At 57.9% G+C, this 21,747-nt stretch carries 21 protein-coding genes; 9 read left to right on the forward strand and 12 right to left on the reverse strand.

The features are described from left to right. Positions 1-35: 35 nt before the first annotated feature. The gene (gene adh / locus IE102_RS15750) at positions 36-1,553 is read right to left on the reverse strand and encodes an aldehyde dehydrogenase (RefSeq protein ID WP_189488467.1); all 1,518 of its coding nucleotides are present in this window, start codon (positions 1,551-1,553) and stop codon (positions 36-38) included. Between the two features lie 267 nt (positions 1,554-1,820). Between adh and IE102_RS15755 the strand changes: the two genes are divergently transcribed. Continuing rightward, positions 1,821-2,879, forward strand: coding sequence for a sigma-54-dependent Fis family transcriptional regulator (locus IE102_RS15755; protein ID WP_189488476.1), 1,059 nt, complete (start codon positions 1,821-1,823; stop codon positions 2,877-2,879). Here the strand turns inward: IE102_RS15755 and IE102_RS15760 are convergent. The 5 genes from IE102_RS15760 to ykgO all read right to left on the reverse strand — a co-directional run bounded on the left by IE102_RS15760 (position 2,876) and on the right by ykgO (position 7,746). Next, positions 2,876-5,221: a GH36-type glycosyl hydrolase domain-containing protein gene (locus IE102_RS15760; protein WP_189488478.1), complete on the reverse strand. Its 2,346-nt coding sequence runs from the start codon at positions 5,219-5,221 to the stop codon at positions 2,876-2,878. The genes IE102_RS15755 and IE102_RS15760 overlap by 4 nt on opposite strands. After that, positions 5,214-6,599 (reverse strand): MFS transporter, encoded by a 1,386-nt coding sequence (locus tag IE102_RS15765; protein WP_229807810.1) that lies wholly within the window; start codon positions 6,597-6,599, stop codon positions 5,214-5,216. Before IE102_RS15765 ends, IE102_RS15760 begins: the two co-directional genes overlap by 8 nt. Before the next feature lie 64 nt (positions 6,600-6,663). After that, entirely contained in the window at positions 6,664-7,074 is a 411-nt protein-coding gene (locus IE102_RS15770; protein WP_189488480.1) for a hypothetical protein, read from the reverse strand. Between the two features lie 88 nt (positions 7,075-7,162). Beyond that, positions 7,163-7,441: a nucleoid-associated protein GapR gene (gapR, locus tag IE102_RS15775; RefSeq protein ID WP_189488482.1), complete on the reverse strand. Its 279-nt coding sequence runs from the start codon at positions 7,439-7,441 to the stop codon at positions 7,163-7,165. Between the two features lie 179 nt (positions 7,442-7,620). Beyond that, positions 7,621-7,746, reverse strand: a complete 126-nt coding sequence (ykgO, locus tag IE102_RS15780) for a type B 50S ribosomal protein L36 (RefSeq protein ID WP_131254103.1) — start codon at positions 7,744-7,746, stop codon at positions 7,621-7,623. Between the two features lie 288 nt (positions 7,747-8,034). On the opposite strand from ykgO, the gene IE102_RS15785 reads away from it, so the two are divergent. Beyond that, positions 8,035-9,366, forward strand: coding sequence for a lytic murein transglycosylase (locus IE102_RS15785; protein WP_189488484.1), 1,332 nt, complete (start codon positions 8,035-8,037; stop codon positions 9,364-9,366). Here IE102_RS15785 and IE102_RS15790 read toward each other — a convergent pair whose 3' ends face one another. Further along, the gene (locus IE102_RS15790) at positions 9,367-10,491 is read right to left on the reverse strand and encodes a succinylglutamate desuccinylase/aspartoacylase family protein (protein ID WP_189488486.1); all 1,125 of its coding nucleotides are present in this window, start codon (positions 10,489-10,491) and stop codon (positions 9,367-9,369) included. Between the two features lie 181 nt (positions 10,492-10,672). Here IE102_RS15790 and motA point away from each other — a divergent pair, with 181 nt between their 5' ends. The 6 genes from motA to IE102_RS15820 all read left to right on the forward strand — a co-directional run bounded on the left by motA (position 10,673) and on the right by IE102_RS15820 (position 15,327). After that, a complete protein-coding gene (gene motA / locus IE102_RS15795; protein WP_189488488.1) occupies positions 10,673-11,542 on the forward strand; it encodes a flagellar motor stator protein MotA in 870 nt (289 codons plus the stop codon). A gap of 353 nt (positions 11,543-11,895) precedes the next feature. Continuing rightward, positions 11,896-12,099: a hypothetical protein gene (locus IE102_RS15800; protein WP_229807811.1), complete on the forward strand. Its 204-nt coding sequence runs from the start codon at positions 11,896-11,898 to the stop codon at positions 12,097-12,099. A gap of 86 nt (positions 12,100-12,185) precedes the next feature. Continuing rightward, on the forward strand, positions 12,186-13,907 hold the full coding sequence (gene mnmC2 / locus IE102_RS15805) for a tRNA (5-methylaminomethyl-2-thiouridine)(34)-methyltransferase MnmC2 (RefSeq protein ID WP_189488492.1): 1,722 nt from the start codon (positions 12,186-12,188) through the stop codon (positions 13,905-13,907). 55 nt (positions 13,908-13,962) lie between these two features. After that, positions 13,963-14,448: a DUF6491 family protein gene (locus tag IE102_RS15810; protein ID WP_189488494.1), complete on the forward strand. Its 486-nt coding sequence runs from the start codon at positions 13,963-13,965 to the stop codon at positions 14,446-14,448. 21 nt (positions 14,449-14,469) lie between these two features. Further along, positions 14,470-14,889 carry a DUF6491 family protein gene (locus tag IE102_RS15815; RefSeq protein ID WP_189488496.1) on the forward strand — a complete coding sequence of 140 codons (420 nt, stop codon included), beginning with the start codon at positions 14,470-14,472 and terminating at the stop codon, positions 14,887-14,889. Between the two features lie 12 nt (positions 14,890-14,901). Continuing rightward, complete coding sequence (locus tag IE102_RS15820; protein ID WP_189488497.1) at positions 14,902-15,327, forward strand: hypothetical protein; 426 nt, start codon at positions 14,902-14,904, stop codon at positions 15,325-15,327. A 175-nt stretch (positions 15,328-15,502) separates the two neighbouring features. On the opposite strand, the gene aceB is transcribed toward IE102_RS15820, so the two are convergent. From aceB to IE102_RS15840, 4 genes are all read right to left on the reverse strand, one after another. Next, positions 15,503-17,098, reverse strand: a complete 1,596-nt coding sequence (gene aceB, locus IE102_RS15825) for a malate synthase A (protein WP_229807812.1) — start codon at positions 17,096-17,098, stop codon at positions 15,503-15,505. A 197-nt stretch (positions 17,099-17,295) separates the two neighbouring features. Continuing rightward, a complete protein-coding gene (locus tag IE102_RS15830; protein ID WP_189488499.1) occupies positions 17,296-17,520 on the reverse strand; it encodes a hypothetical protein in 225 nt (74 codons plus the stop codon). A 25-nt stretch (positions 17,521-17,545) separates the two neighbouring features. Continuing rightward, complete coding sequence (aceA, locus tag IE102_RS15835) at positions 17,546-18,868, reverse strand: isocitrate lyase (protein WP_189488501.1); 1,323 nt, start codon at positions 18,866-18,868, stop codon at positions 17,546-17,548. A 57-nt stretch (positions 18,869-18,925) separates the two neighbouring features. Further along, positions 18,926-19,132, reverse strand: a complete 207-nt coding sequence (locus IE102_RS15840) for a hypothetical protein (RefSeq protein WP_189488503.1) — start codon at positions 19,130-19,132, stop codon at positions 18,926-18,928. A 324-nt stretch (positions 19,133-19,456) separates the two neighbouring features. Between IE102_RS15840 and IE102_RS15845 the strand changes: the two genes are divergently transcribed. Further along, entirely contained in the window at positions 19,457-20,875 is a 1,419-nt protein-coding gene (locus IE102_RS15845) for a helix-turn-helix domain-containing protein (protein ID WP_189488505.1), read from the forward strand. Here IE102_RS15845 and IE102_RS15850 read toward each other — a convergent pair. After that, positions 20,850-21,653 carry a TetR/AcrR family transcriptional regulator gene (locus tag IE102_RS15850; RefSeq protein WP_189488508.1) on the reverse strand — a complete coding sequence of 268 codons (804 nt, stop codon included), beginning with the start codon at positions 21,651-21,653 and terminating at the stop codon, positions 20,850-20,852. The two genes, IE102_RS15845 and IE102_RS15850, sit on opposite strands and share 26 nt — an antisense overlap. Positions 21,654-21,747: the final 94 nt, after the last annotated feature.

Raw genomic sequence — 21,747 nt, forward strand, 5'->3', positions numbered from 1 at the left:
CGGTGTTCAGCCGCCCCACTAAAGTTTGTCCAGTTCTAAAAGAATCCAAGCTTTCCGGGGGCATAGGAGACCAGCATGTTCTTGGTCTGCTGGTAGTGATCAAGCATCATCTTATGGGTTTCGCGCCCGATGCCGGATTGCTTATAGCCGCCAAAGGCTGCATGGGCCGGATAGGCGTGATAGCAGTTGGTCCACACGCGGCCCGCTTCGATGCCGCGACCGGCGCGGTAGGCGGTATTCATGTCGCGCGACCACACACCGGCTCCTAAGCCAAACACCGTGTCGTTGGCGATTTCAAGCGCATCATCGAGGGTCTTAAAGGTCGTGACCGACACCACCGGGCCGAAGATTTCTTCCTGAAACACCCGCATCTTATTGTGGCCTTCAAAGATAGTCGGTTTCACGTAATAGCCGTCCTTAAGGTCACCTTTCAGGATATTGCGGTCGCCGCCGGTCAAAACCTTGGCACCTTCGGATTTACCAATTTCCATATAGCTCAGGATCTTATCGAGTTGTTCCTGTGAGGCCTGAGCGCCGATCATGGTGGTCGGGTTAAGCGGGTCGCCCTGAGAAATGGCTTCGACGCGCTTGATCGCCTTTTCCATGAAGCGGTCGTAGATCGATTCCTGAATGAGGGCGCGCGACGGGCAGGTGCAGACCTCGCCCTGATTGAGCGCAAAAAACGCGAACCCCTCAAGAGCCTTATCCAGAAAGGCATCGTCTTCGGCCATGACATCGGCAAAGAAGACGTTGGGCGATTTGCCGCCCAGCTCCAGTGTGATGTTGGTCACATTATCAGCGGCGGCGCGCATGATGGCCTTACCCACCGGGGTCGATCCCGTAAAGGCGATCTTGGCGATGCGCGGGCTGGCGGCCAGCGGGGCCCCGGCTTCAAGGCCCGTGCCATTGACGATGTTGAGTACGCCCGCAGGCAGCAAGTCGGCGATAAATTCCATGACCACAAGGATCGACGCCGGGGTCTGCTCGGCGGGTTTAAGGATCACGCAGTTACCGGCGGCAAGGGCAGGCGCCAGCTTCCACGCCGCCATCAGGATCGGGAAGTTCCACGGAATGATCTGCCCCACCACGCCCAGAGGTTCATGGAAATGATAGGCGACCATGTCATTGTCGATTTCGCCGATCGAGCCTTCTTGAGCGCGGATGCAGCCCGCGAAATAGCGGAAATGATCGACGGCCAGAGGAATATCCGCCGCCATGGTCTCACGCAGGGGTTTGCCATTGTCCCAGGTCTCAGCGGTGGCGATAGTTTCCAGATTTTGCTCAATCCGGTCAGCGATTTTCAGCAGGATGTTTGAGCGCTCGGTCACCGATGTGCGGCCCCAGGCGGCCTTGGCCCTGTGGGCGGCATCAAGGGCGGCGTCGATATCTGAGGCATCTGAGCGCGGCACTTCACACACCTTACGGCCCGTGACGGGCGACAGATTGTCCATATAGCGGCCCGACCTGGGCTCTACCCAGTCCCCGCCGATGAAATTGCCATAACGGGTCTTAAACGGTGAGGCCGCATGTATGGCACTGTCATGTTTTGTCATGTGATTTATCCTTATGTTTCCGAAAGTTAATCCTGTCCCCACAGGCAAGGCTTTTTATGATTATTAGGCATAGGCTGCGCCCTGATCACGCCGACGGTCAACGGGAACGGGATCAACTTCCGGAGACTTCTGGGAAATGTGATGGACAAAAATGCGCGTTTGGGCGTAGCCTGTCGCAAACGGCAACAGGCGATTTCAACCTGTTGCAGAATGCGACGGTCAGGCGTTATGGGCGGCGCATGGGTTGAAACAGGGAGTTGTCCTCACATGTCTGCGCCCAATCCCGTGATGATCGAGCAGGCGCGCCGTGAGTTTTTTGACGGCAAAGGCCTGCCGGTAAATCAGGTTAGTCACGCCATCCTGCGCTCATGGATGCGCTGCACCGACATGGGGCTGAATGCCCGCCGTGCGCCGCCCCATGAAGCCCCGACCTCACAGGAAGTCCGCGACCTGCATGACCGGCATGAAGCGCTGCGCCGTCTGTGCCGGGCTGAGCTTGATGCGCTTTATAACGAAGCGCGTGAGATGGCGGGGCTGGTTATCCTGACCAATGCGCAGGGCATCGTGCTGGATACGCTGGGCGATGCCGCCTTTGCTGACCGGGCGGCTCAGGTCACTTTGCGACCGGGCGTGCTGTGGTCCGAAGACGGCACTGGTACCAATGCCATCGGCACGGCTCTGGCCGAGCGGCGCGGGGTATCGGTATTTGGCGGCGAGCACTATTTCACCGACCATAAGGTGTTAAGCTGTGCGGCCACACCCATTATCGATCAGCGCGGGGCGATCATCGGGGTGCTGGATATGTCGGCGCCTGCGACCGACGCCAATACCCACATGCTGGGCATGGTGCGGCTGGCGGTCGAGCAGATCGAGCACCGCCTGTTCCGGGAAGGCTTTGACGGTTGCGAAACCGTGCGTTTTCAGACCGATCCGGGTCTTTTGGGCGTGGCGCGCGAAGGTATATTGGTGGTCAAGGACGGGGTGATCGTCGGCGCTAACCGGCGCGGCCTGTCGCTGATTGGCCACGGCTGGGATATTCTGGATGAGTTGCGCTTTGAGGACGTGTTTGCCCACGATGTCGAGCAGGCGGCCCGCGACGGGCACCTGACGGCGCAGGATGGCCGCGCCTTTGCCGCCCGTCTGGATACGGGGGCAGGGGGCATGCCCGCGTCGTTTGAAACGGTATCGGGACAAAGTCTTGACGATATCGAACTGTCGACCATCCGCGCCGCTGTTGAGGCCTACAAAGGCAATATCAGCGCCGCCGCCCGCCATCTGGGCATCCACCGCTCAACCATCTACCGGCGGCTTCAGGATAACGTTTAAATCACAACATTGACAGCATAGGTGTGGCCTGAGTCAATATTGATTATGACGGGCTCGGTCAGGGCCACGCCATCGCAGGTCACGCCCTTTACCTCACCGCGCCGGATGGTGACGTTAAAGGTCGCCCCGCGAAACTGACGGGTGACCTCAACCTCATCCCAGTGGGCGGGCAGTTGCGGATTGAGGCGCAAGCCATCCTTGGTGCCGCTCAGGCCCAGCAAACCGTCAATAAGACTGTGATAGACCCAGGCCACCGTGCCGGTGTTAAACAACTGGCTGGAGCGACCTGCGGTACGCGGATGCTGACGGAACGCGCCGCGGTAATAGTTCGGAATAAACACCGGCATCTGCCCGCGTTGCAGGTAGTCAGCATCGTCCGGGCCAGTGATCATTTTGCGCAACAGTTCAAAGCCCTTATCGGCCTGACCGATCTGAAACAGACTGTAGATATAAAATATCGCGGCGTGGTTATAGACCGCGCCGTTTTCGGCCGAGCCCATCCATTTCTGGGTCACGCGGCCGACATCATCACGCATTTTGGAGTAGGGCGGGCCGAGCATTTCCACGCCGAAGGGCGTTTCCAGTTGCGTCTCGACCGCCTGCATCATCAATGGTTGATTTTCGGGTGATGCGGCGCCGCTCAAGCATGCCCATGTCTGCGGGTTGAGATAGATGCGGCCTTCCGGGTCAGAGGCCACGCCAAACACCACATCATCATCGGTAATACCGCGCGCGTACCATTGCCCGTCCCACAGGTGGGTGTTGGCGGCGGCGTTCAGATCATCGACACCTTTGCGCATGACTGCGGCGGTGGACTCATCGCTCGCATCAGCGCAGATCTGCGCCCACAGTTTCAGAGCATAACCGCTGGCCAGGGTCAGCCAGCCGGACACGCCCTTGCCCTTATAGCCGACCATATTCATCGGGTCGCACCAGTCGCCTTGGGCGATGTAGCTCAGGCCGCGATGATCGCGCGCGGTCAGCAGCCAGTTCATGGCGGCGGTCATGCGGGCGCGAACCGTCAGGCTCAGGCCCGTGGCGGCATTGGTCACGACCTGATCCAGCACAGCATAGTGGCCGGTTTCGCGCACATAGGCATCCAGCAGGATCGGCAACCAGACACAGTGGTCGGTATGCGGCACCTGATTGATATATTTAAGCTCTGCGCCCTCAACCAGCAGCACCCCATCGGGCATAGAGCCGTTATCGTGCTGCTGCGACAGGGCGGTAATCAGCGCAATCCGCGCCGCATCGGGCCGGATATAGACCATGCCGAGCGCGTCCTGAAGGTAGTTGCGCGTCTGCGGGTCGGTGGTCAGGCGGTTGACATCGCCGTGGTAATAGACCTGCCGCGCCAGCCAGTGATTGACGAACTGATCAAAGTGCGCGTCCGGCGTTTTGATTTTGACGACCCCGGCCCCTGCGGCAATATAGGCCTGATAGTCGCGGCGGGCGGTATTGAACCCCTCCGCCGACAGGTAGCGGGCCTTGACCTCGGCGATTTCGGCGTCATCAAAGGCTGGCCCGAACAGAAAACGGTGGGTGGCCGATGCGCCTGCCGCCAGCGCCAGATCGAACTTCATGACCGCCGTCGGCGTCTCATAGATCGCGTCTTCGCTGGCCAATCCGTCGCGCAAACCATCCGGGTTATGCAGTCCGCCTTCGCCCTCAAAGGCTTCGCGGCGACATTCCCATCCGGCAGGGGCGCGCTCGCTCAGGAAAAAGGTCTTGTCCTTGAAGTCCTTGTTTTTGAAATAGTCCGCGACCTTTTGGTAGGGCGTGACGCAAGTGGCAACAATGCCGTTTAGCCCGGCATCAAAGGTCGCAGATTGATTCATCCAGCTCATGTAACCGATAGTGAAAAAAGGATAAAATCCGATTGTCCTCATCCGGTTTGTGAGGTTGGTGACCGTCACTTCCCACAGTTCGACCACATCCTCCACCGGCAGGTTAAGGGTGATATCGATCCGCACCCCCAGATGCTCGATGCGCCAGGTGATATCGTGGGCCGACAGGGTAAACTCAAATCTATCCGGCACCACGCGCACTGGCTCATAGGGGGCGGAAAAGATCTCACCCGTTACCTCGTCCTTAAGGTAAAAGAACCGGCCCGGGTGGTGGGCGTAATAGGGCTGCTCCGGCTGCATGAAGGTCCTGGCTTCAAGGTTCGGGGCATAGGCGTATTTGGCCGGTTCCGGCTGCATGAACTGCGAGGTGGCAAAGCCGCGCGCGTTCATGTGCAGCATCATCTTGCGGTTCCACAAAAACCCGGACGCTCGCGGCAGGGCGATCGGTGAGGTCAGGGTGCAGGTTAGTCCATCATTGATTATCAGGTCAGTCATGGGAACTTAATTTACGCTCGGCTAGGTCAATCTGAATGGTGTCAAGGTCGTGTTTGGTCAGGCTGTAAAAGCCGGTGACGATGGCGGCAAACAGCGCCACGGCCCCCGGTGCCAGGGTCATCAGCATGACGATGCCCGATTGCGACGCGCCGGTCTGGGCCTGATTGGCGACATAGCCCAGCGCTGAAAACACAATCCCGATAACGAATGACGCCAGCGCCCCGCCCAGTTTTTGCGAAAACGTGGCGGCGGAAAAAGTCATGGCCGTGGCCCGCCTACCGGTTTTCCATTCGTTATAGTCGGCGGTGTCGGCATACATCGAATAGGCCAGTGGCGATTTTGGCCCCAAGGTCAGGCCAATCAGGATTTGCAAGGCAAACAGCAGGCCGATCTGATCCTTGGGCACAAAATAAAACGCCACGCACAGCACGCCCACGATCGCCATCAGCACCATGAGAATATGCTTTTTATCGAAAAACCGGGTCAGGAGCGGCGTGCAGGCCGACCCCACCGCCAGCGCAATCCCGTAGACGGTCAGAAACGCGCCGGTCAGGTCAGGACGTTCAATATAATATTTCATATAATAGGCGGACGTGCTCATGCGCAGGGTGATGGTCACCATGATGATCAGGGCCAAAAAGAACAGCACCACCCACGGCCCGTTCTGCGTCAGGTCGCGAATATCGCGTAAGGGCGAGGCGTTTGTTTCCTGCAAGGGCTCAACCCGCTCACGGGTGTTGAGAAACAGGTTGAGGAACAAAAGACCCGCGATAATGCCGTAGACCACCATGACCAGTTGCCAGCCGACGGTCTCATCACCGCCCCCGAATGTGGCCGACAGATATTTAACCAGCGGCGGGGTGAAATAGGTGACGATCGTCCCGCCTAAGAACCCGCCGATAAACCGGAACGATATGATGGTTGAGCGTTGCTGCCCGTCCGGCGTCATCACCCCTGACAGGGCGTTATAGGGGATGTTGATGGCGGTATAGATGACCATCAGAAGGGTAAAGGTGGCATAGGCGTAGATGAGTTTGCCGCCTTCATCCAGATCGGGCGTTGTAAAGGTCAGAACGCCGGCGCCGATCATCGGGATGATCATCCATAAGATATAGGGCCGGAACTTGCCCCATCGGGTCTTGGTGCGATCGGCGATAGCACCCATGATCGGATCGGTGATGGCGTCAACAATCTTGGTCGTCAGCAACATAGTACCCGCGGCCGCGGCCGAAATACCGAACACGTCGGTATAGAAAATCATCAAAAACGCGGAAATCGTCGTCCAGTAAAAGTTAAAGCCGGTATCGCCAGCGCCGTAGCTGATTTTTTCAAACAGTCCGACTTTGGCGGGTGACCCTGTGTTTCCCATAGTGTTCATGTACCGCTTCCCTGATGTTTTTATGTGTTTAGGGATTTGATAACAGGCAATGTTAGCGCTGTCATTACTCTTCGTCAGGCGGGGCGGGCTGATTTTTGGCGGCTTTGGTTTTGACCTTTTTACGGATTTCCTTAAGCTTCAGGCCCTGCATCAACGACAGGGTGCCCTCCATCGCGCCCTTATCTGGATCGGCAAAGGCGCGGCCATAGGTTTCGACGCGGCCCTTTACGCTATCGATAAAGTCGGCCTCCCATTCGGAAAGGTCGACGCCCTGTTCAGCGGCTTCGCGTTTGGCTTTATCCAGCAGACGGACGGTGGCCTTTTGCAGCGCTTTTTTCTGATCGGCGGGGGAGGGCAGTTTGGCCTGTAAGCCAGTTTGGGATTTCAGGCCTGTATTGGATTTCAAGGATGACTTCGCTTTAAGCGGTGTCTTCTGGCGCAGGCCCATGGATGGCGTCTTCGATTTAAACGCCATGCTGTCGCTCAATCGTCATGAAAAAAGCCCGCATCGGTTAAGGATGGCGGGCTTTTGATCTAAAAATCAAGCCAGATCAGATTTAGCCCTAGATTTCGCCGATAGCCGACAGGTAAAGATCGAGCAGGGCTTCTTCTTCCATGCGCTTGGCCTTATCCTTTTTGCGCAGGGATACGACCTTACGAAGGATCTTGACATCGAAACCTTCGCCCTTGGCCTCGGCATAAACTTCCTTAAGGTCGCCAGCGATCACGGCCTTGTCTTCCTCAAGGCGCTCGATACGCTCGATGATCGTGCGCAAGCGGCCTTGCGCGGCGGCATTGATAACGTCGTCCGACGTGATGGAGTTGGCGGCGTCATCGGCCATGGTGAAGATCCTTCTAAAATTCCCGTTAAACATACCGGAGCGATTCGCCCGCCTCAACGGTAAGAGCGGCTTTTAGCTGTGGATGAATTTGTGTGCGCGGGTATAACAAAAAGCGCTTAAGGCTGGCCCTAAGCGCTTTTAGAAATCTGCAAATCAGCCAGAGCCGATCTGACGCGAAATTAGCCTTGCTTGGCTTTAAAACGCGGATCGGTCTTGTTGATGACAAAGACGACGCCCTTGCGGCGCACAATCTTGCAGTCCCGGTGGCGGGTTTTCAGAGACTTGAGCGAGCTACGGACTTTCATTGGTCCCAACCTGATTTCTATAAAAGCGTGAACGGATGCTGCCATGAATCCGACACCGCAGAAGGCGCGCAAAACCGCATAGCAGCGATGAATGAGGGCGGGTAATTAGGCGAACTGTCTGATCAAGTCAACGTGATTCACAATGATTTCGCGCTCTAAACATCAAAATAATCACCGGCGATGCCGATTTTGTTATGGCATGACCCGCCTTCTGCCACATTGCAGGCTTGGATTGTCATCATAATCTGAGATAGATTCAAGCTCATAACACACTTTACGGGAGTTCTCATGGTGGGCCGCTATCTGACATTGGCGTTGTTTTTGACGGCCTGTTCTTCGGCGACCTCGATCCCGACGCCGATTGATCCGCCGTCACCAACGCCCGCAAAGCCTGATCCGCTGGTGACGGCTCCGGCGACCTCAAGCCCGTCGCCGACCGTGGGTAAGGTCGATTATCCGTCATTCTATCACTGGCGCGACGACTTTATAAATCGGGCGGTGGCCAAGGGCTATGACCGCGCCTTTGTGACTGAGGCCCTCAGCACGACCGCGCCGTCGGAACGGGTGGTGGCGCTCGATACCAAGCAGCCGGAATTTTCCAAGCCCATCAGCGCCTATGTCAAGGGTGCGGTGACGACGCCGCGCTTTGAGGCCGCCCGCGCCAGGCTGGCGGCCACGCCCCATGTGCCGGAGATCGAGGCAACCTACGGTGTGCCCGCCGCCCTGCTGGGTGGCATCTGGACGATGGAAAGCGATCTGGGCCGTATTCAGGGCGATTTTGATGTCATCAATGCCTATGCGACGCTGGCCTTTGATGGCCGCAGACGGGCTTGGGCCGAGACCCAGCTTCTGATGGCGCTCGATATCCTCAAAACCGGTAAGGTCGATCGCGCGACCCTCAAAGGCTCATGGGCCGGGGCCATGGGCCAGACGCAGTTCCTGCCGGAAAACTATGTCAAGCTGGGCGTCGATGCCGACAAAGACGGCAAGGTCGATATCTGGACATCCGATCCCGATGCGCTGGGCTCTGCCGCTAATCTGCTGGCCAAGGCGGGCTGGAAGGCCGGTCAGGCGTGGGCGGTTGAGGTCATCCTGCCGGCGGGCTTTGACTATTATCTGTCGGAAACCGAAAGCCAGACGCCGGACTGGTGGGCCACCAAGGGGGTCGTGCGGGCTGATGGGGGGGCGTGGACCGACGGTGAAAAGCTGGAAAACGCCACGCTTATCCTGCCGTCAGGGGCAAATGGCCCGGCGTTTCTGGCCCTGCCCAACCATTTTGTGATCCGCAAATATAATAACTCGACCGCCTACGCGCTGGCGGTCGGGTTGCTGGGTGATGGTATCGCAGGCAAACCGGCGCTCAAAACCCCGTGGCCGGACGAGCAGCCTCTGTCGACCGCCCAACGGGTCAATACCCAAAAAGCGCTGCTCAAAGAAGGTTTCGATCCCGGTATTGCCGATGGCGTGATCGGTGTGGGCACGCGCAAGGCCCTGCGTGAATGGCAACGCGCCAATGGCAGGCCTGCGGATGGTTACTTGTCGGTGACCCTGGCCGATGAACTGTCGGCCAAGGTGACGAGCTATACCATCCTTGGGCCGACCTCGACGCCGACGCCGTAGCTATTCCGTGGTTGAGGGGGCTTTTTTGTTGGTGGGGCAACCGGTCGCCGCGCACGCGCCTTTGTCGTTCCAATAGATCAGCCGCGCTACGGTATCGCCCGGATCGCGGCGCGGGTCGGTCGCCACCGACAACACCTGACCGTCACGAGGTGCTGTAATCTGTCCGACCACATCACCGTAGGCATTGGTTATGGTCGCCACAGCGTCGCCAGCTTTTACGGTGTCGCCCAGCTTAACGGTCACATGGGCAAAGCCGCCACGCGGGGCTTTGACATTGAGGATTTCGTTGCCCAGAAATGGCTCAGGCCCGCTCAGGTTGGGCGCTCCCGCCACCATGCCCTGATCACGCATGACATTGATAATGCCCTTGACGCCGCGGGCGATCATGACCGGATCGAAGCTTTCGGCCACGCCAAGCTCAAGGGTCACGCTGGTGAAGCCATAGGCATTAAGCGTGTTTTCCACCGTGCCATCGATACCGGGGTCCATATTGATGACATCCGGCCGGATAAGATCGGCCAAATGCCGCGCGCCTGATGTTTCGGCAAAGACATACATGGGATAGCTGATACCCGCCGATTGGGTATGCAGGTCGATGGAGATATCGACATTGCCCATAAACAGATTGGACCACAGTCGCGCGGCATAGATATTGGCAGCACCACCATGTAGGTCGCCGGGCAGAATGCGGTTAAGGTTTTCTCCCCCCGATCCATGACCATTCGGCGTAAACTGCCGCGTCGAATGCAAAAGGCCAGGGGTGTTAAGGCCCGGCACCGCGATAATTGTACCGCTTAAGGTTTTTGGGTCAGTGTCCTTGATAATCTGCTGAACGACCGGGATGCCGTTAAGTTCATCGCCGTGGATGGCCGCGGTCAGCAACAGCTTAGGGCCGGGTTTGGCGCCCTTAATGACCACGACTGGCACATACCATCCCTGACCAATCGATTGATCGGAGACGCGGAAATAAAGCTTTGTGACGCTGCTCGCTTTGAAATCAGCGCTATCGAGTTTATCAATGACCGCAAATCCATCCACCCGGTCGCCGGTATAGACGGTGGCGGCCATTGCCGGTGCGAAGACACCGGACATGAGCAGGGTGATCAGGGGCAGGGCGCGCTTCATATCCGGTTTCCTTGAATTAACGTCAGACGTCACCTTACCCGGATCGCGGCGGTTTGCCAGCGGCACAGGTCATGATTTCTGCGCATCAAAAAGGTAAAAAAAGACGGTTAATCGAAACCGCCCCTTAAGGATTAGCCCTTAACCTGATCCGAATCGTTTGTTCGGGTTGGTTGCGGGTCTCATGTTTCAGATTATCGGTATCGTTGTTCTGTTTGCCACGGTGTTCGGCAGTTATATCTGGTCGGGCGGCTCGATGGCGCCGATCCTGCACTCCTTGGCCTACGAACTGACCGGGATTCTGGGGGCGGCCATCGGGGCGACCTTGATTGCCAACGACCTGCATACCTTAAAAAGCATGGGCGGCGGCATGGGTAAGGTGTTCAGCGGTCCGAAATGGAAGGCGTCAGATTACCGTGATCTGTTATCGCTGCTGTTCCTGCTGACCAAGACCATGAAGTCCAAGGGTGTGATCGCGCTCGAAAGCCATATCGAAAAGCCGCATGATTCGACGATCTTCAATCGCTACCCAAAGATCATGAAGGATCACTTCGCCACCGATTTTATCTGCGACACCCTGCGGATGATGACCATGAACCTCGAAGACCCGCATCAGGTCGAGGATGCCATGGAAAAGCAACTTGAAAAACACCACCACGAAGCGCTGCATCCGGCCCACGCTCTGCAATCCATGTCAGACGCCCTGCCGGCGTTGGGGATCGTCGTCGCCGTTCTGGGGGTTATTAAGACCATGGGCGCGATCACCGAGCCGCCGGAAGTTCTGGGCGGCATGATCGGCGGCGCGCTGGTCGGTACCTTCCTTGGCGTTATGCTGTCCTATGGTCTGGTCGGGCCGTTCGCCACACGCCTGAGTGGGATCGTTGAGGAAGAGGGCGCATTCTATAAGATCATCCAGTCGGTGCTGGTGGCTCACCTGCATGGCAATGCCGCTCAGATTTCGGTCGAAATCGGCCGCGGCAGTGTGCCGTCAACCATGCAGCCGAGCTTCCTTGAAATGGAAGAAGCACTCAACACCATACCTGCCGAGGGGTAACGTCTCCCCTTTGATGTGAGCCTTGACGGTGAGGCGGCCTTGGGGCCATACTCAAACCGCATTATTTGACGTGATGCCGCTTTATTTTGAGCGGTATCAGCGTTTACGGTGTATGCCGTCTGGCTTATATGCGCCATTAACCTTTCATCATATTCGCCTGATTTGAGAAAATAATGGCGGCTTTATGGAATGCGATCACAAATTTGTGAAATACCCTCTTGCGAGACTCTGTCATTTTCGGTATGTCTTGAATCAGGGCCTAGGTAGTAACTTTAAGTTACGTCTCTGGCGCCTCTTAACGTTAAGATAAGGATCTGGATCCATGACCTCCAAAATCGTTCGCTCGGCCCTGGTTGCCGCTGCTGCTGTTGCTGCTCTTTCGATCGCTGCTTGCTCGAAGCCTGCTGAAGCTCCTGTTGAAGAAGCTGCTGCTGAAGCTTCGGAAGCTGCTGAAGTTGCTACCGAAGCTGCTTCGGACGCTGCTGAAGCTGCCTCGGCTGCTGCCGACGCCGCTGCTGCTGCTCCGGCTGCTGAAGCTCCGGCTGCTCACTAATTAATCGGCCTCTTGGGCCATTGATTAGACAAGAATACGAAGGGTCGCCTACTATAGGGGCGGCCCTTTTTCTATTGGTAAACCGTAACCATGCCCGATGCCCGCGATCTTAGAGTCCACGACCCGCAGCTTTATTTTGCTGAAGATGGCAATCCGCGTTCGGAACGGTTCGGAGATATCTATTACTCCCTGCAGGATGGCTTAAGTGAAACGCGCGCTGTATTCCTGAGCGGCTGTCACATGCCGGACATCTGGGCGGACCGTCCGGCGTTTACGGTGGCCGAACTGGGCTTTGGCACGGGGCTGAATATCGCTGCCCTGTTGCAGATGTGGGCTGAGCATCGCCCTGGAAACAACCACCTGCACATTTTCAGCATCGAAGCCTTTTTGATGACCCGCGATGAGGCGGCGCGGGCGCTGAACGCATGGCCGGAACTGGCACCGTTTTCCGAGGTGATCCTGAACCAGTGGCCGAAATCGCGCCACGGCTTTCATATTATGGAGTTCCCGCAGTGGGGGGCGCGCCTGACGCTGGCCCTGACCGATGTGCGTGAGGCGCTGACCCAGTGGAATGGCAAAGCGGACGCGTGGTTTCTGGACGGATTTTCACCGGCGCTCAATCCCGATATGTGGGCCGAAGATGTGCTGGGCCTGATCGGGCAGCGCTCAAAGGCGGGAGCGCAGCTGGCGACCTTTACGGTGGCGGGCGCGGTGCGGCGCGGCCTGACCGAGGCGGGCTTTGCCGTTTCCAAACAGCCCGGTTTTGGCAAAAAGCGTGAGCGGCTGGAGGCGGTATTTGGTGGTGAGGCCCCGCCGTTACCGATCAAAATCCCGCGCATACTGGTGATGGGGGCCGGGATTGCCGGATGTTCGCTGTCTTGCGCTTTGTCATCTCTTGGGCTCGATCATGACCTGTGTGATCCTAACGGTCTGGGCGCGCAGGCGTCGGGCAATCGGGCGGCCTTGGTAACCCCGCGGCTGGATGCCGGCGGCGGGGCGGTGGCTCAGCTTTATGCCGACGCCCATGCCTATGCCACGAGCCTCTATCGGCGCTTAAGCCCGCAAGCCATCCTGGGTGACGGGGTATTGCAACGTGCCCAGACGGAACGCGACCGGACGCGGTTTGCGAAGGTTGCGACCCAACCGTGCTTTGCCGGTGATGCCCTGCAACCCCATGACGACGGCCTGTTCATGGCGGAGGCATTGGCGGTTGAGCCTCTGGCGGTGCTGAGCGCCCTTATCGGCGGGCGCATGATCCATGCCGCGCCGCCCCATGATATCGACAGCTATGACCATGTGTTCTGGGCGGTCGGTGCGGGCGTGTGGGATCAGGCCTTTGCCGCTGATCTCGATTTGCGGCCGGTGCGCGGTCAGGTCGAGGTGGCAACGGCTGAGGCCCAAATCTTAGCACAGGCTTGGGGCGGTTATGCCATTCCGGTGCCGGAGGGCGTATTGTTTGGCGCGACCCATGACCGCGAAGACCGCGGGGCGGATATTCGCGACACCGACCGGCTTAAAAACATCGACACCCTATCCAAAGCCCTGCCGGAACTGGCGGCGGGGATTGATCCGGCGCACTTGATCTCACGCGCCTCGGTGCGGGTCACGACGCGCGATCACTTACCGGCAGTTGGCACCGTATCGCCGGGTATTCATGTCCTGACCGGACTGGGGGGGCGGGCCTTTTGTCTGGCGCCGATACTTGCGCAGGATCTGGTGGCGCAGGTGTTTGATCTGCCGTCGCCGCTTATGGCATCGGCGCGACACCTCGTTCAAATTGAACGTGTTTTGACGGTTAAGGCTCCCATGTGACATGATTTCGCCGGAATCCGGGCGAATGGTTCGCGTCTGGATGAGGGAGATCACAATGCGTCACCGAAACGGTATAATCGCAGCGGCCATGGTATCGGGTTTAGGACTGGTTGTGGCCGGATGCGCCGCTAATCCGGAAACGGTCGCGCAGGCCCCCGACCCATCGGGCAAAGATGCTCAGTGCTTTTACGTAGATGATGTGCGCAGTTATTTTACCCCTAATGATGATGTGATGGTGGTCGAAACCCATCGCAAGCAGAACTACGCCCTGACCATTGCGCCGGCCTGTATGGGGCTGGACAATGCCGGTCGGATCGGCCTGAGATCGCGTGGTGGCCTTAGCCGGGTGTGCGGGCCGTTCGATGCCGAAGTGCTCTATGCCGAGTTTGGTGATAACCGTCTGAAACGCTGCAACATTACCGATGTGCGTGCGGTCACTCAGGCCGAGTCAGATGTCCTGACCGGAGCGGATAAAGCCAAAAAACGCAAGGCTGACAAAAAGCTGGCCAAGGAAGCGGCGGCGACCGCCGAACCCAAATAACCGCCAAATAACCTGGAGGATATGATGATCAAAATCGCATCGAAAATGGCTCTGCTGGCGGTGGCAGGCGGTATCCTGTCCGCCCCGGCCTTTGCGGCGGCCCCCGTTGTGCAAAGCGTGAAACCGGACGCCCCAAGGCAGTGTTTTGACCTCAACAACATGCGCACCCGCATGGTGATTGAACCGGACAGCCTGCTGATCGAAGATGGGTTCGGCAAATATGTGCTGCTCAAACTGACCGCACCGTGCCGCAATATCGATGAACTGGATCGGATTGGCTTTGAGTTCAACGGCTCAACTCAAGTGTGCAGCCGCACGGATGTTAAAATCTTGCACTCCCGCAATACCGAAGCCCCTCTGCGCTGCCTGATTGACACCATGACGCCGCTGACCAAGGACGAAGCCAAGGTCTATATGACGCCCAAGCCTAAAGCCCAATAACGGAGAAATTCCATGTCCCGCTTCATCCCTGTTGTGGCTGGTGTGCTGGTCGGTTCGGCCCTGATTGCTGGCCATGCGGCCCTTGCTCAGACCGAGGGCGCGCCCCAATCCGAAAAACCGGCCGAAAAACCCTTACGCCAGTGCGTCAGCGGCGGCAATCTGGATACGACTGTGATTGACGAAGACACCCTGCTGGTCGAAGATCGCGGACGTGGGGCTATGGTCATGACCGTCAGCGGCTGCCGGTTGAATAATTTTGATCCGCTGTTGTTTGAATATCGCGGCTCGACCCAGATTTGTAACCCTATCGACGTTCAGATGTCGGTGATCTATTCACCGGGGTTCAAATCGGCCTGTTTTGTAGACACGCTCAAACCGGTCAGCTTTGAAGAGGCCAAGGCCTTGAAAGACAGTTTGTCGAAGAAAAAGAAGAAGTAAGGATTTGAGGGCCGGTTCACATGAACCGGCCCTCACCCTGGATCATTATGATTTCTGGTAGAAACATAATGATCCAGATTTTGTTTATGTCCCTAGCCGGGCGGTGGCTCCGCCACCTTGGCCGCCGCCGCAATGGCGGCTTGAGCGGAATGTTTCCACCAGAAATCATTCCGCTTTAATCCAGCAATCCATAGGCCGGAACGGTCAGAAAATCCCGGCAGGTGTCGGCCAGAGCCAGTTCGGTAAATAGCCGCACCGCCTCATCAAAGCGACCCTTGCCCCATGCATCCAGAGCCTGCATCTCATCTTCGATTAGCGCCAAAACCCGCTCACGAGTGACGAGGCTGCCGTCATCAAGGGAGACATGGTGCCTGATCCATTGCCAGACCTGAGTGCGTGAAATCTCAGCCGTGGCGGCATCTTCCATCAGGTTATAGAGCGGCACAGCGCCGCGACCTCTCAGCCACGCCTCAATATACTGGATGCCGACGCGGATATTTTCGCGCAGGCCCGCCTCGGTGCGCGACCCTTCATGCATCCGCAGCAGGTCAACCTGTGTGGTGGTCACGTCCTCACGCAACACATGAAGCTGGTTCGGCGTCGGCATCAGCCGGTCAAAGACCTCCATCGCCACCGGCACCAGATCGGGGTGGGCGACCCAGGTGCCATCGTGACCATCACCAGCTTCGCGCTCCTTATCGGCGCGGACGCGGGCAAAGGCGGCATCATTGGCGGCGGGATCGCCTTTCACCGGGATCTGCGCGGCCATACCGCCCATCGCAAAGGCCCCGCGCCGGTGGCAGGTCTTGATCAACTGGCGCGAATAGGCCCGAAGAAACGCAGTACCCATAACCATTTGGGAGCGGTCGGGCGTCACAAAGCTGGGGTGCTCCGCCAACGTCTTGATGAAGCTGAAGATATAGTCCCAGCGCCCGCAGTTTAGCCCCGCCATATGATCGCGCAGTTCGTACAGGATTTCATCCATTTCAAAAGCGGCGGGCAGGGTCTCGATCAGCACCGTCGCCTTGATGGTGCCGTGGGGAATACCGAGCGTGCTTTGGGCGAACTCAAAGACCTCGTTCCACAGGCGGGCCTCCAGGTGGCTTTCCATCTTCGGCAGGTAAAAGTAGGGGCCTGAGCCGACAGCGATGGCAGCTTTGGCGCTGTGGAACATATAAAGCCCGAAATCGAACAGGGCGCCGGAGACTGGTGCACCATCGACCTGAACGTGACGTTCCTCCAGCCGCCAGCCACGCGGCCGCACGATCAATGTCGCGGGCGTATCGCTGAGCCGGTAAGCCTTGCCCGATTGCGGATCATCGAACGACAGGGTGCCCGCCCAGCGGTCTTTCAGATTGATCTGGCCGTCGATGCAGTTGGAAAAGGTCGGGGAATTGGCGTCCTCAAAGTCGGCCATAAAGACCTTTGCGCCGGAATTGAGGGCGTTGATGATCATCTTGCGATCGACCGGGCCGGTGATTTCAACCCTCCGGTCGGTCAGGTCAGCGGGGATAGGCCCCACGCGCCAGTCGCCATCGCGAATGATTTGGGTTTCAATCAGAAAATCGGGCAGGGTGCCAGCGTCAAATGCCTTTTGCCGCTCAAGGCGGGCCGCCAGCAGCATCCGCCGCTTGGGCTCAAACCGGCGGTGCAGTTCGGCGATAAAGGCAAGCGCATCCGGCGTCAGGATTTCGGCCATGCGCCCGGTGATGGGGGTTATGACTTCGGCGGCGTGGGAGCGGGGATTGGGCATGTAGGAATCTGCGGGCATGGGAAGATCCTTGGATTGTAGCCGGTTAGGTGATCTTAAGAAACCCCACCACCACTCGCTTTGCTCGCGGTCCCCCTCCCCAGTAAACTGGGGGGGTATGATTATCTGGGGGTATCAAAAGGTTGCCGCCTGCGCGGGGCTTTTGGGGGGTAGGGCGCAGGCGGCATATGGGCGCTTATGGTTTATTTGGGTGCGCCTTATTCGTATCCGTGAGCGGCCTCATTTATGACCAGCGTTGGCATCTGCGAGAAATCGACGGCCACGGGCTGACCATTGTGGGCAGGGCCTGCCTTAAGCTGGAACGTGCGGATGACATGTTCCATGCGGCGGCGGACTTCGTGGGTTGAGTCCGACATCGGATTAAGCTGCAACGGGGCCAGACAAAAATCGATGATGGCGTCGGGGCGGGTATAGGTATTCATGAGGGTTACTCCTTTGGTGGTGGAATTACTCAGCCGCTTCAATAACTTTAGAAGCGCTACCGCTTCGCTGCTTGAGCGCGAACTGAGCCGTCTCAGTCGATTCTTTCATGGCCGTGGTCGATGACTGGCCATTGGTGATGGTCATGGCGACGGCATCGAAATAGCCGGTGCCGACTTCGCGCTGGTGGCGGGTGGCGGTGTAGCCGGTGGCTTCATTGGCAAATTCACGCTGCTGAAGCTCAGAGTAGGCCGCCATGCCGCGGTCGCGATAACCGGACGCCAACTCAAACATGCCGTGGTTCAGGCTGTGGAAGCCCGCCAAGGTCACAAACTGGAACTTATAGCCCATAGCGCCCAGCTCACGCTGAAACTTGGCGATGGTCGCCTCATCCAGCTTGGCCTTCCAGTTAAAGGACGGCGAGCAGTTATAGGCCAGAAGCTTGCCCGGATGGTGCTTATGAACCGCTTCGGCAAAGCGCTTTGCGTCCTCAAGGTCAGGGTGCGATGTCTCCCACCACAGCAGGTCGGCATATTTAGCGTAAGACAGGCCGCGCGCGATGCAGTGATCAAGACCGGTGCCTTCCTTGAGCCGGAAAAAGCCCTCCGGCGTGCGGTTGTCGCGGTCGATGAACGGATGGTCGCGTTCATCGACATCGGAGGTGATCAGTTGCGCGGATTCCGCATCGGTACGGGCCACGGTAAGCGTGGGCACGCCCATGACATCGGCGGCCAGACGGGCGGCGATCAGGTTGCGCTCATGGGCCTGCGTCGGGATCAGAACCTTACCGCCGAGGTGGCCGCACTTCTTTTCTGACGCCAGTTGGTCTTCAAAATGCACACCGGCAGCACCCGCTTCGATAAACGCCTTCATGATCTCGAACGAATTGAGTGGCCCGCCGAAACCGGCTTCGGCATCGGCGATGATCGGCGCGAACCAGTCACGTTTGGCGCCCCCTTCAGCATGTTCGATCTGGTCGGCGCGTTGCAGGGTGCGGTTGATGCGGCGGCACAGTTCGGGGGCAGCATTGGCGGGATAGAGCGACTGATCAGGGTACATGGCGGACGCCGTATTGGCATCGGCCGCGACCTGCCAGCCGCTCAGGTAAATGGCTTTCAGACCGGCGCGAACCATCTGCATGGCCTGATTGCCGGTGACGGCACCGAGCGCATTGATATAGGGCTCATCGTGCAGCAGTTCCCACAGACGGTTGGCACCGCGCTCAGCTAAGGTGTGCTCTACCGCGACCGAACCGCGCAGGCGCAGGGCCTCTTCGGGGCTGTAGGGGCGCACGATACCGTCAAACCGGCCTTTGGGGGCGCTGGGGACTAAATCCTGAAAAGTGGTCATGTTTGTGATCCATTTTGGGGGAGGTGAGGGTGATTAAGGGCTTTGTTATTTCTATGGTCATGCGAAGCTGTGCGGCGGGGTGTCGGTCTCGATTTCGGTGGCGTCATCGACCGCCTGACGCCCCTGAGCGATGCGGTCGCGCAACGACAACAATTGCGATTGACGCTGAAAGCCGGTCAGGCACAGGCCGAACGACGACAGGTAGAGATTGACGAAATCCGCAGGCGAAATCATCAATTGTGTAACATCGTGAGAATTTGTCATAATCTGTCTCCGATCTAGCCTAAGCGTTTTTGCCTTGGCGATAAGCTGATTAAGCCGGTAGAGACTTGGGAAGTCGATATTTAGAGCCCTATCCAAACGGTATTTAAGAAAATTGTAACCTTGAAAATTTTGTAAATTTATGACAAAGTGACAAATCTTTCTCCTCCCTATCGAAAGATGGGGAGGTGGCATTGAGCGTAGCGAAATGACGGAGGGGGCGTCGCAGGCGCAGTGTTCCTGACGGCTACAAAGCTTGTCCTACGCTGAGTGTGTAGCCCCTCACCCCAACCCTCTCCCCGCAAGCAGGGAGAGGGAGAGACATGAATGTCCGAACTTGATCGCAAACTGTTCTTAGGCGGGCGCTTTAAGCGTCTGCGCGGTGATCTGGGCCTGACTCAGACCCAGATGGCGCAGGATCTGGGCGTATCGGCCTCATACCTCAACCATATTGAGCGCAACCAGCGGCCGGTGACGGCGCAGGTGCTGCTGAAGCTGGCCGCGACCTATGATCTGGATATGCGCACCTTTACCTCGGAGGCCGATCCGGCGGGGGAGGCGCATCTGACGGAGGTTCTGGCCGATCCGATGTTTGCCGATCTTAAGGTGCCGCGCCGCGAAATCGCTGATCTTGTCGCCAATGCGCCGTCGGTGGCCGAGGCCTTGCTCAAGCTTTACCGGGCTTACGGCGAGCGCCGGGGGCTGGAAGCCCTTGAGCCCGGATCGGTCGCCAGCCTGAATGATCAGTCGCCGTCCGATTGGGTGCGTGACCAGATTCAGTCGCGCTTTAATTTCTTTCCGGAACTGGACGAACTGGGCGAGGCGCTGTTCGATGAACTGGGCGGCGACAGCCACGCACTTGAGGCCCGCGCCGAACAGGCTTTGCGCACCGAATACGGCATCGAAGTGCGCTTTATGCCGACCGATATCATGCTGGTCTATCAGCGCCGCTACGATCCGCACCGTAAGCGGCTGATGCTGTCGGAAAGCTTAGGCGCGTCATCACGGGTGTTTGCGGTGCTCTATCAGCTTGTCCTGCAACGGCACGGGCTGATGATCAATGATCTGGTGGAGCGTGCGCGCGCGCCGGATGCGGTGTCGGGGCGGCTCTATAAGGTGTCGCTGCTAAATTATCTTACGGCCGCGACCCTCATGCCTTACGTGCGGTTTCAGGCGCAGGCGGAAAGCTGCGGTTACGATCTCGAAATCTTACGCAGCCCGTTCGGCGTCAGTTTTGAGCAGGCGGCCCAGCGCCTGACCACGCTTTCCCGGCCCGGTCTACGCGGGGTGCCGTTTTTCCTGATGCGCATCGATCAGGCCGGCAATGTCTCCAAACGGTTTGCGGCGGGCAAGTTTCCGTTTTCACGCTTTGGCGGCGCCTGTCCGCGCTGGAACATCCATCAGGCGTTCCAGACGCCGGGCCGGATCATAACCCAGGTCATTGAGACGCCGGACAAGACCCGGTACTTCACCCTTTCGCGCACGATTGACCGGTCTTTGCGCGGCTGGGAAGGCGGTGTGTCGGGTGATCAGGCCATTGGCCTGGGGTGCGAGCTGAAATATGCCGAAAAGCTGATCTATGCCAAGGGGCTTGATCTGACCCATCCTGCCGCGATTGAGGTCGGGCCGATGTGCCGCCTGTGTGAGCGGCCCTATTGCCGCGAACGCGCCGCCCCGCCGGTCACCCGCCCGCTCCAGATCGACGAGTGGATCAAGGGCGTCACGGCCTTTCCGTTTGCGACGTAAAGTTTAAAGACGCTCCCCCTGCATCAGGGGGAGTTCTGAGTAGTCCCAATACCATAGCCATATGTGTCTGGCGCCATTTGGCGAGTTCATAGATATCCGGGTTGCCGGTCACCATGCGGGTGACGAACATCATGATAGCGGGGGCGCTTAAGATATCCTCGACCCCTTCAAGGTGGTGGTGGGCGTGTGGGTGAAACTCTCCGCGGGCGATACCGTGACGGATCAGGTCGTACACATAGGTCTTTTTCACGCCGACAAAGTTTTGAGTATAAAACTCAGCGATTTCCGGTACGCGACCGCATTCCGCCACAATAAGACGGAAAAACTCAATCGACTGCGGATCATTGACCAGTCGCTCATAGAAAAAGTTATGCTGTTCGCGCAGTTGATCTTCGGCTGAGCGGTTCGGATCGACCGCAAACTCCAGCCGTTTTTGCAGCATGGGCTCAATAAAGGCGGTGGCCATCGCATAGAACAGGTCGATCTTGGCCGGATAATAGACGTATATAAGTGCCTTCGAGATACGGGCGCGCTTAGCGATATCTTCCAAGCGGGCAGCGGCATAGCCTTTTTGGGTAAACTCTTCAAAGGCCGCGGCCATGATCTGGGCCGGACGCTTTTCTTTGTTGGCCTGCCGGATGCCAGAAGATTTAAGATTGGCAGGTTTTAAGCGAAAGTGCTTACCCAAAGACTGGGTGACGGCTTCAAATGAGCAGACGCACTGATCCGGTAGCACGCTATCGGCGGTATGTTCTAAGGATGCGGGTTTTCTTGACAATTTGTAATGCGAGTTTCGTTGACTTGTGAGTCAATGAATATATATCTCGTATCCAATAACACAAGTTTTTTGGGGCTATTCGATGCGCTTAGGG

It is taken from the genome of Asticcacaulis endophyticus (assembly GCF_014652575.1).
Classification (GTDB): Bacteria; Pseudomonadota; Alphaproteobacteria; order Caulobacterales; family Caulobacteraceae; genus Asticcacaulis; species Asticcacaulis endophyticus.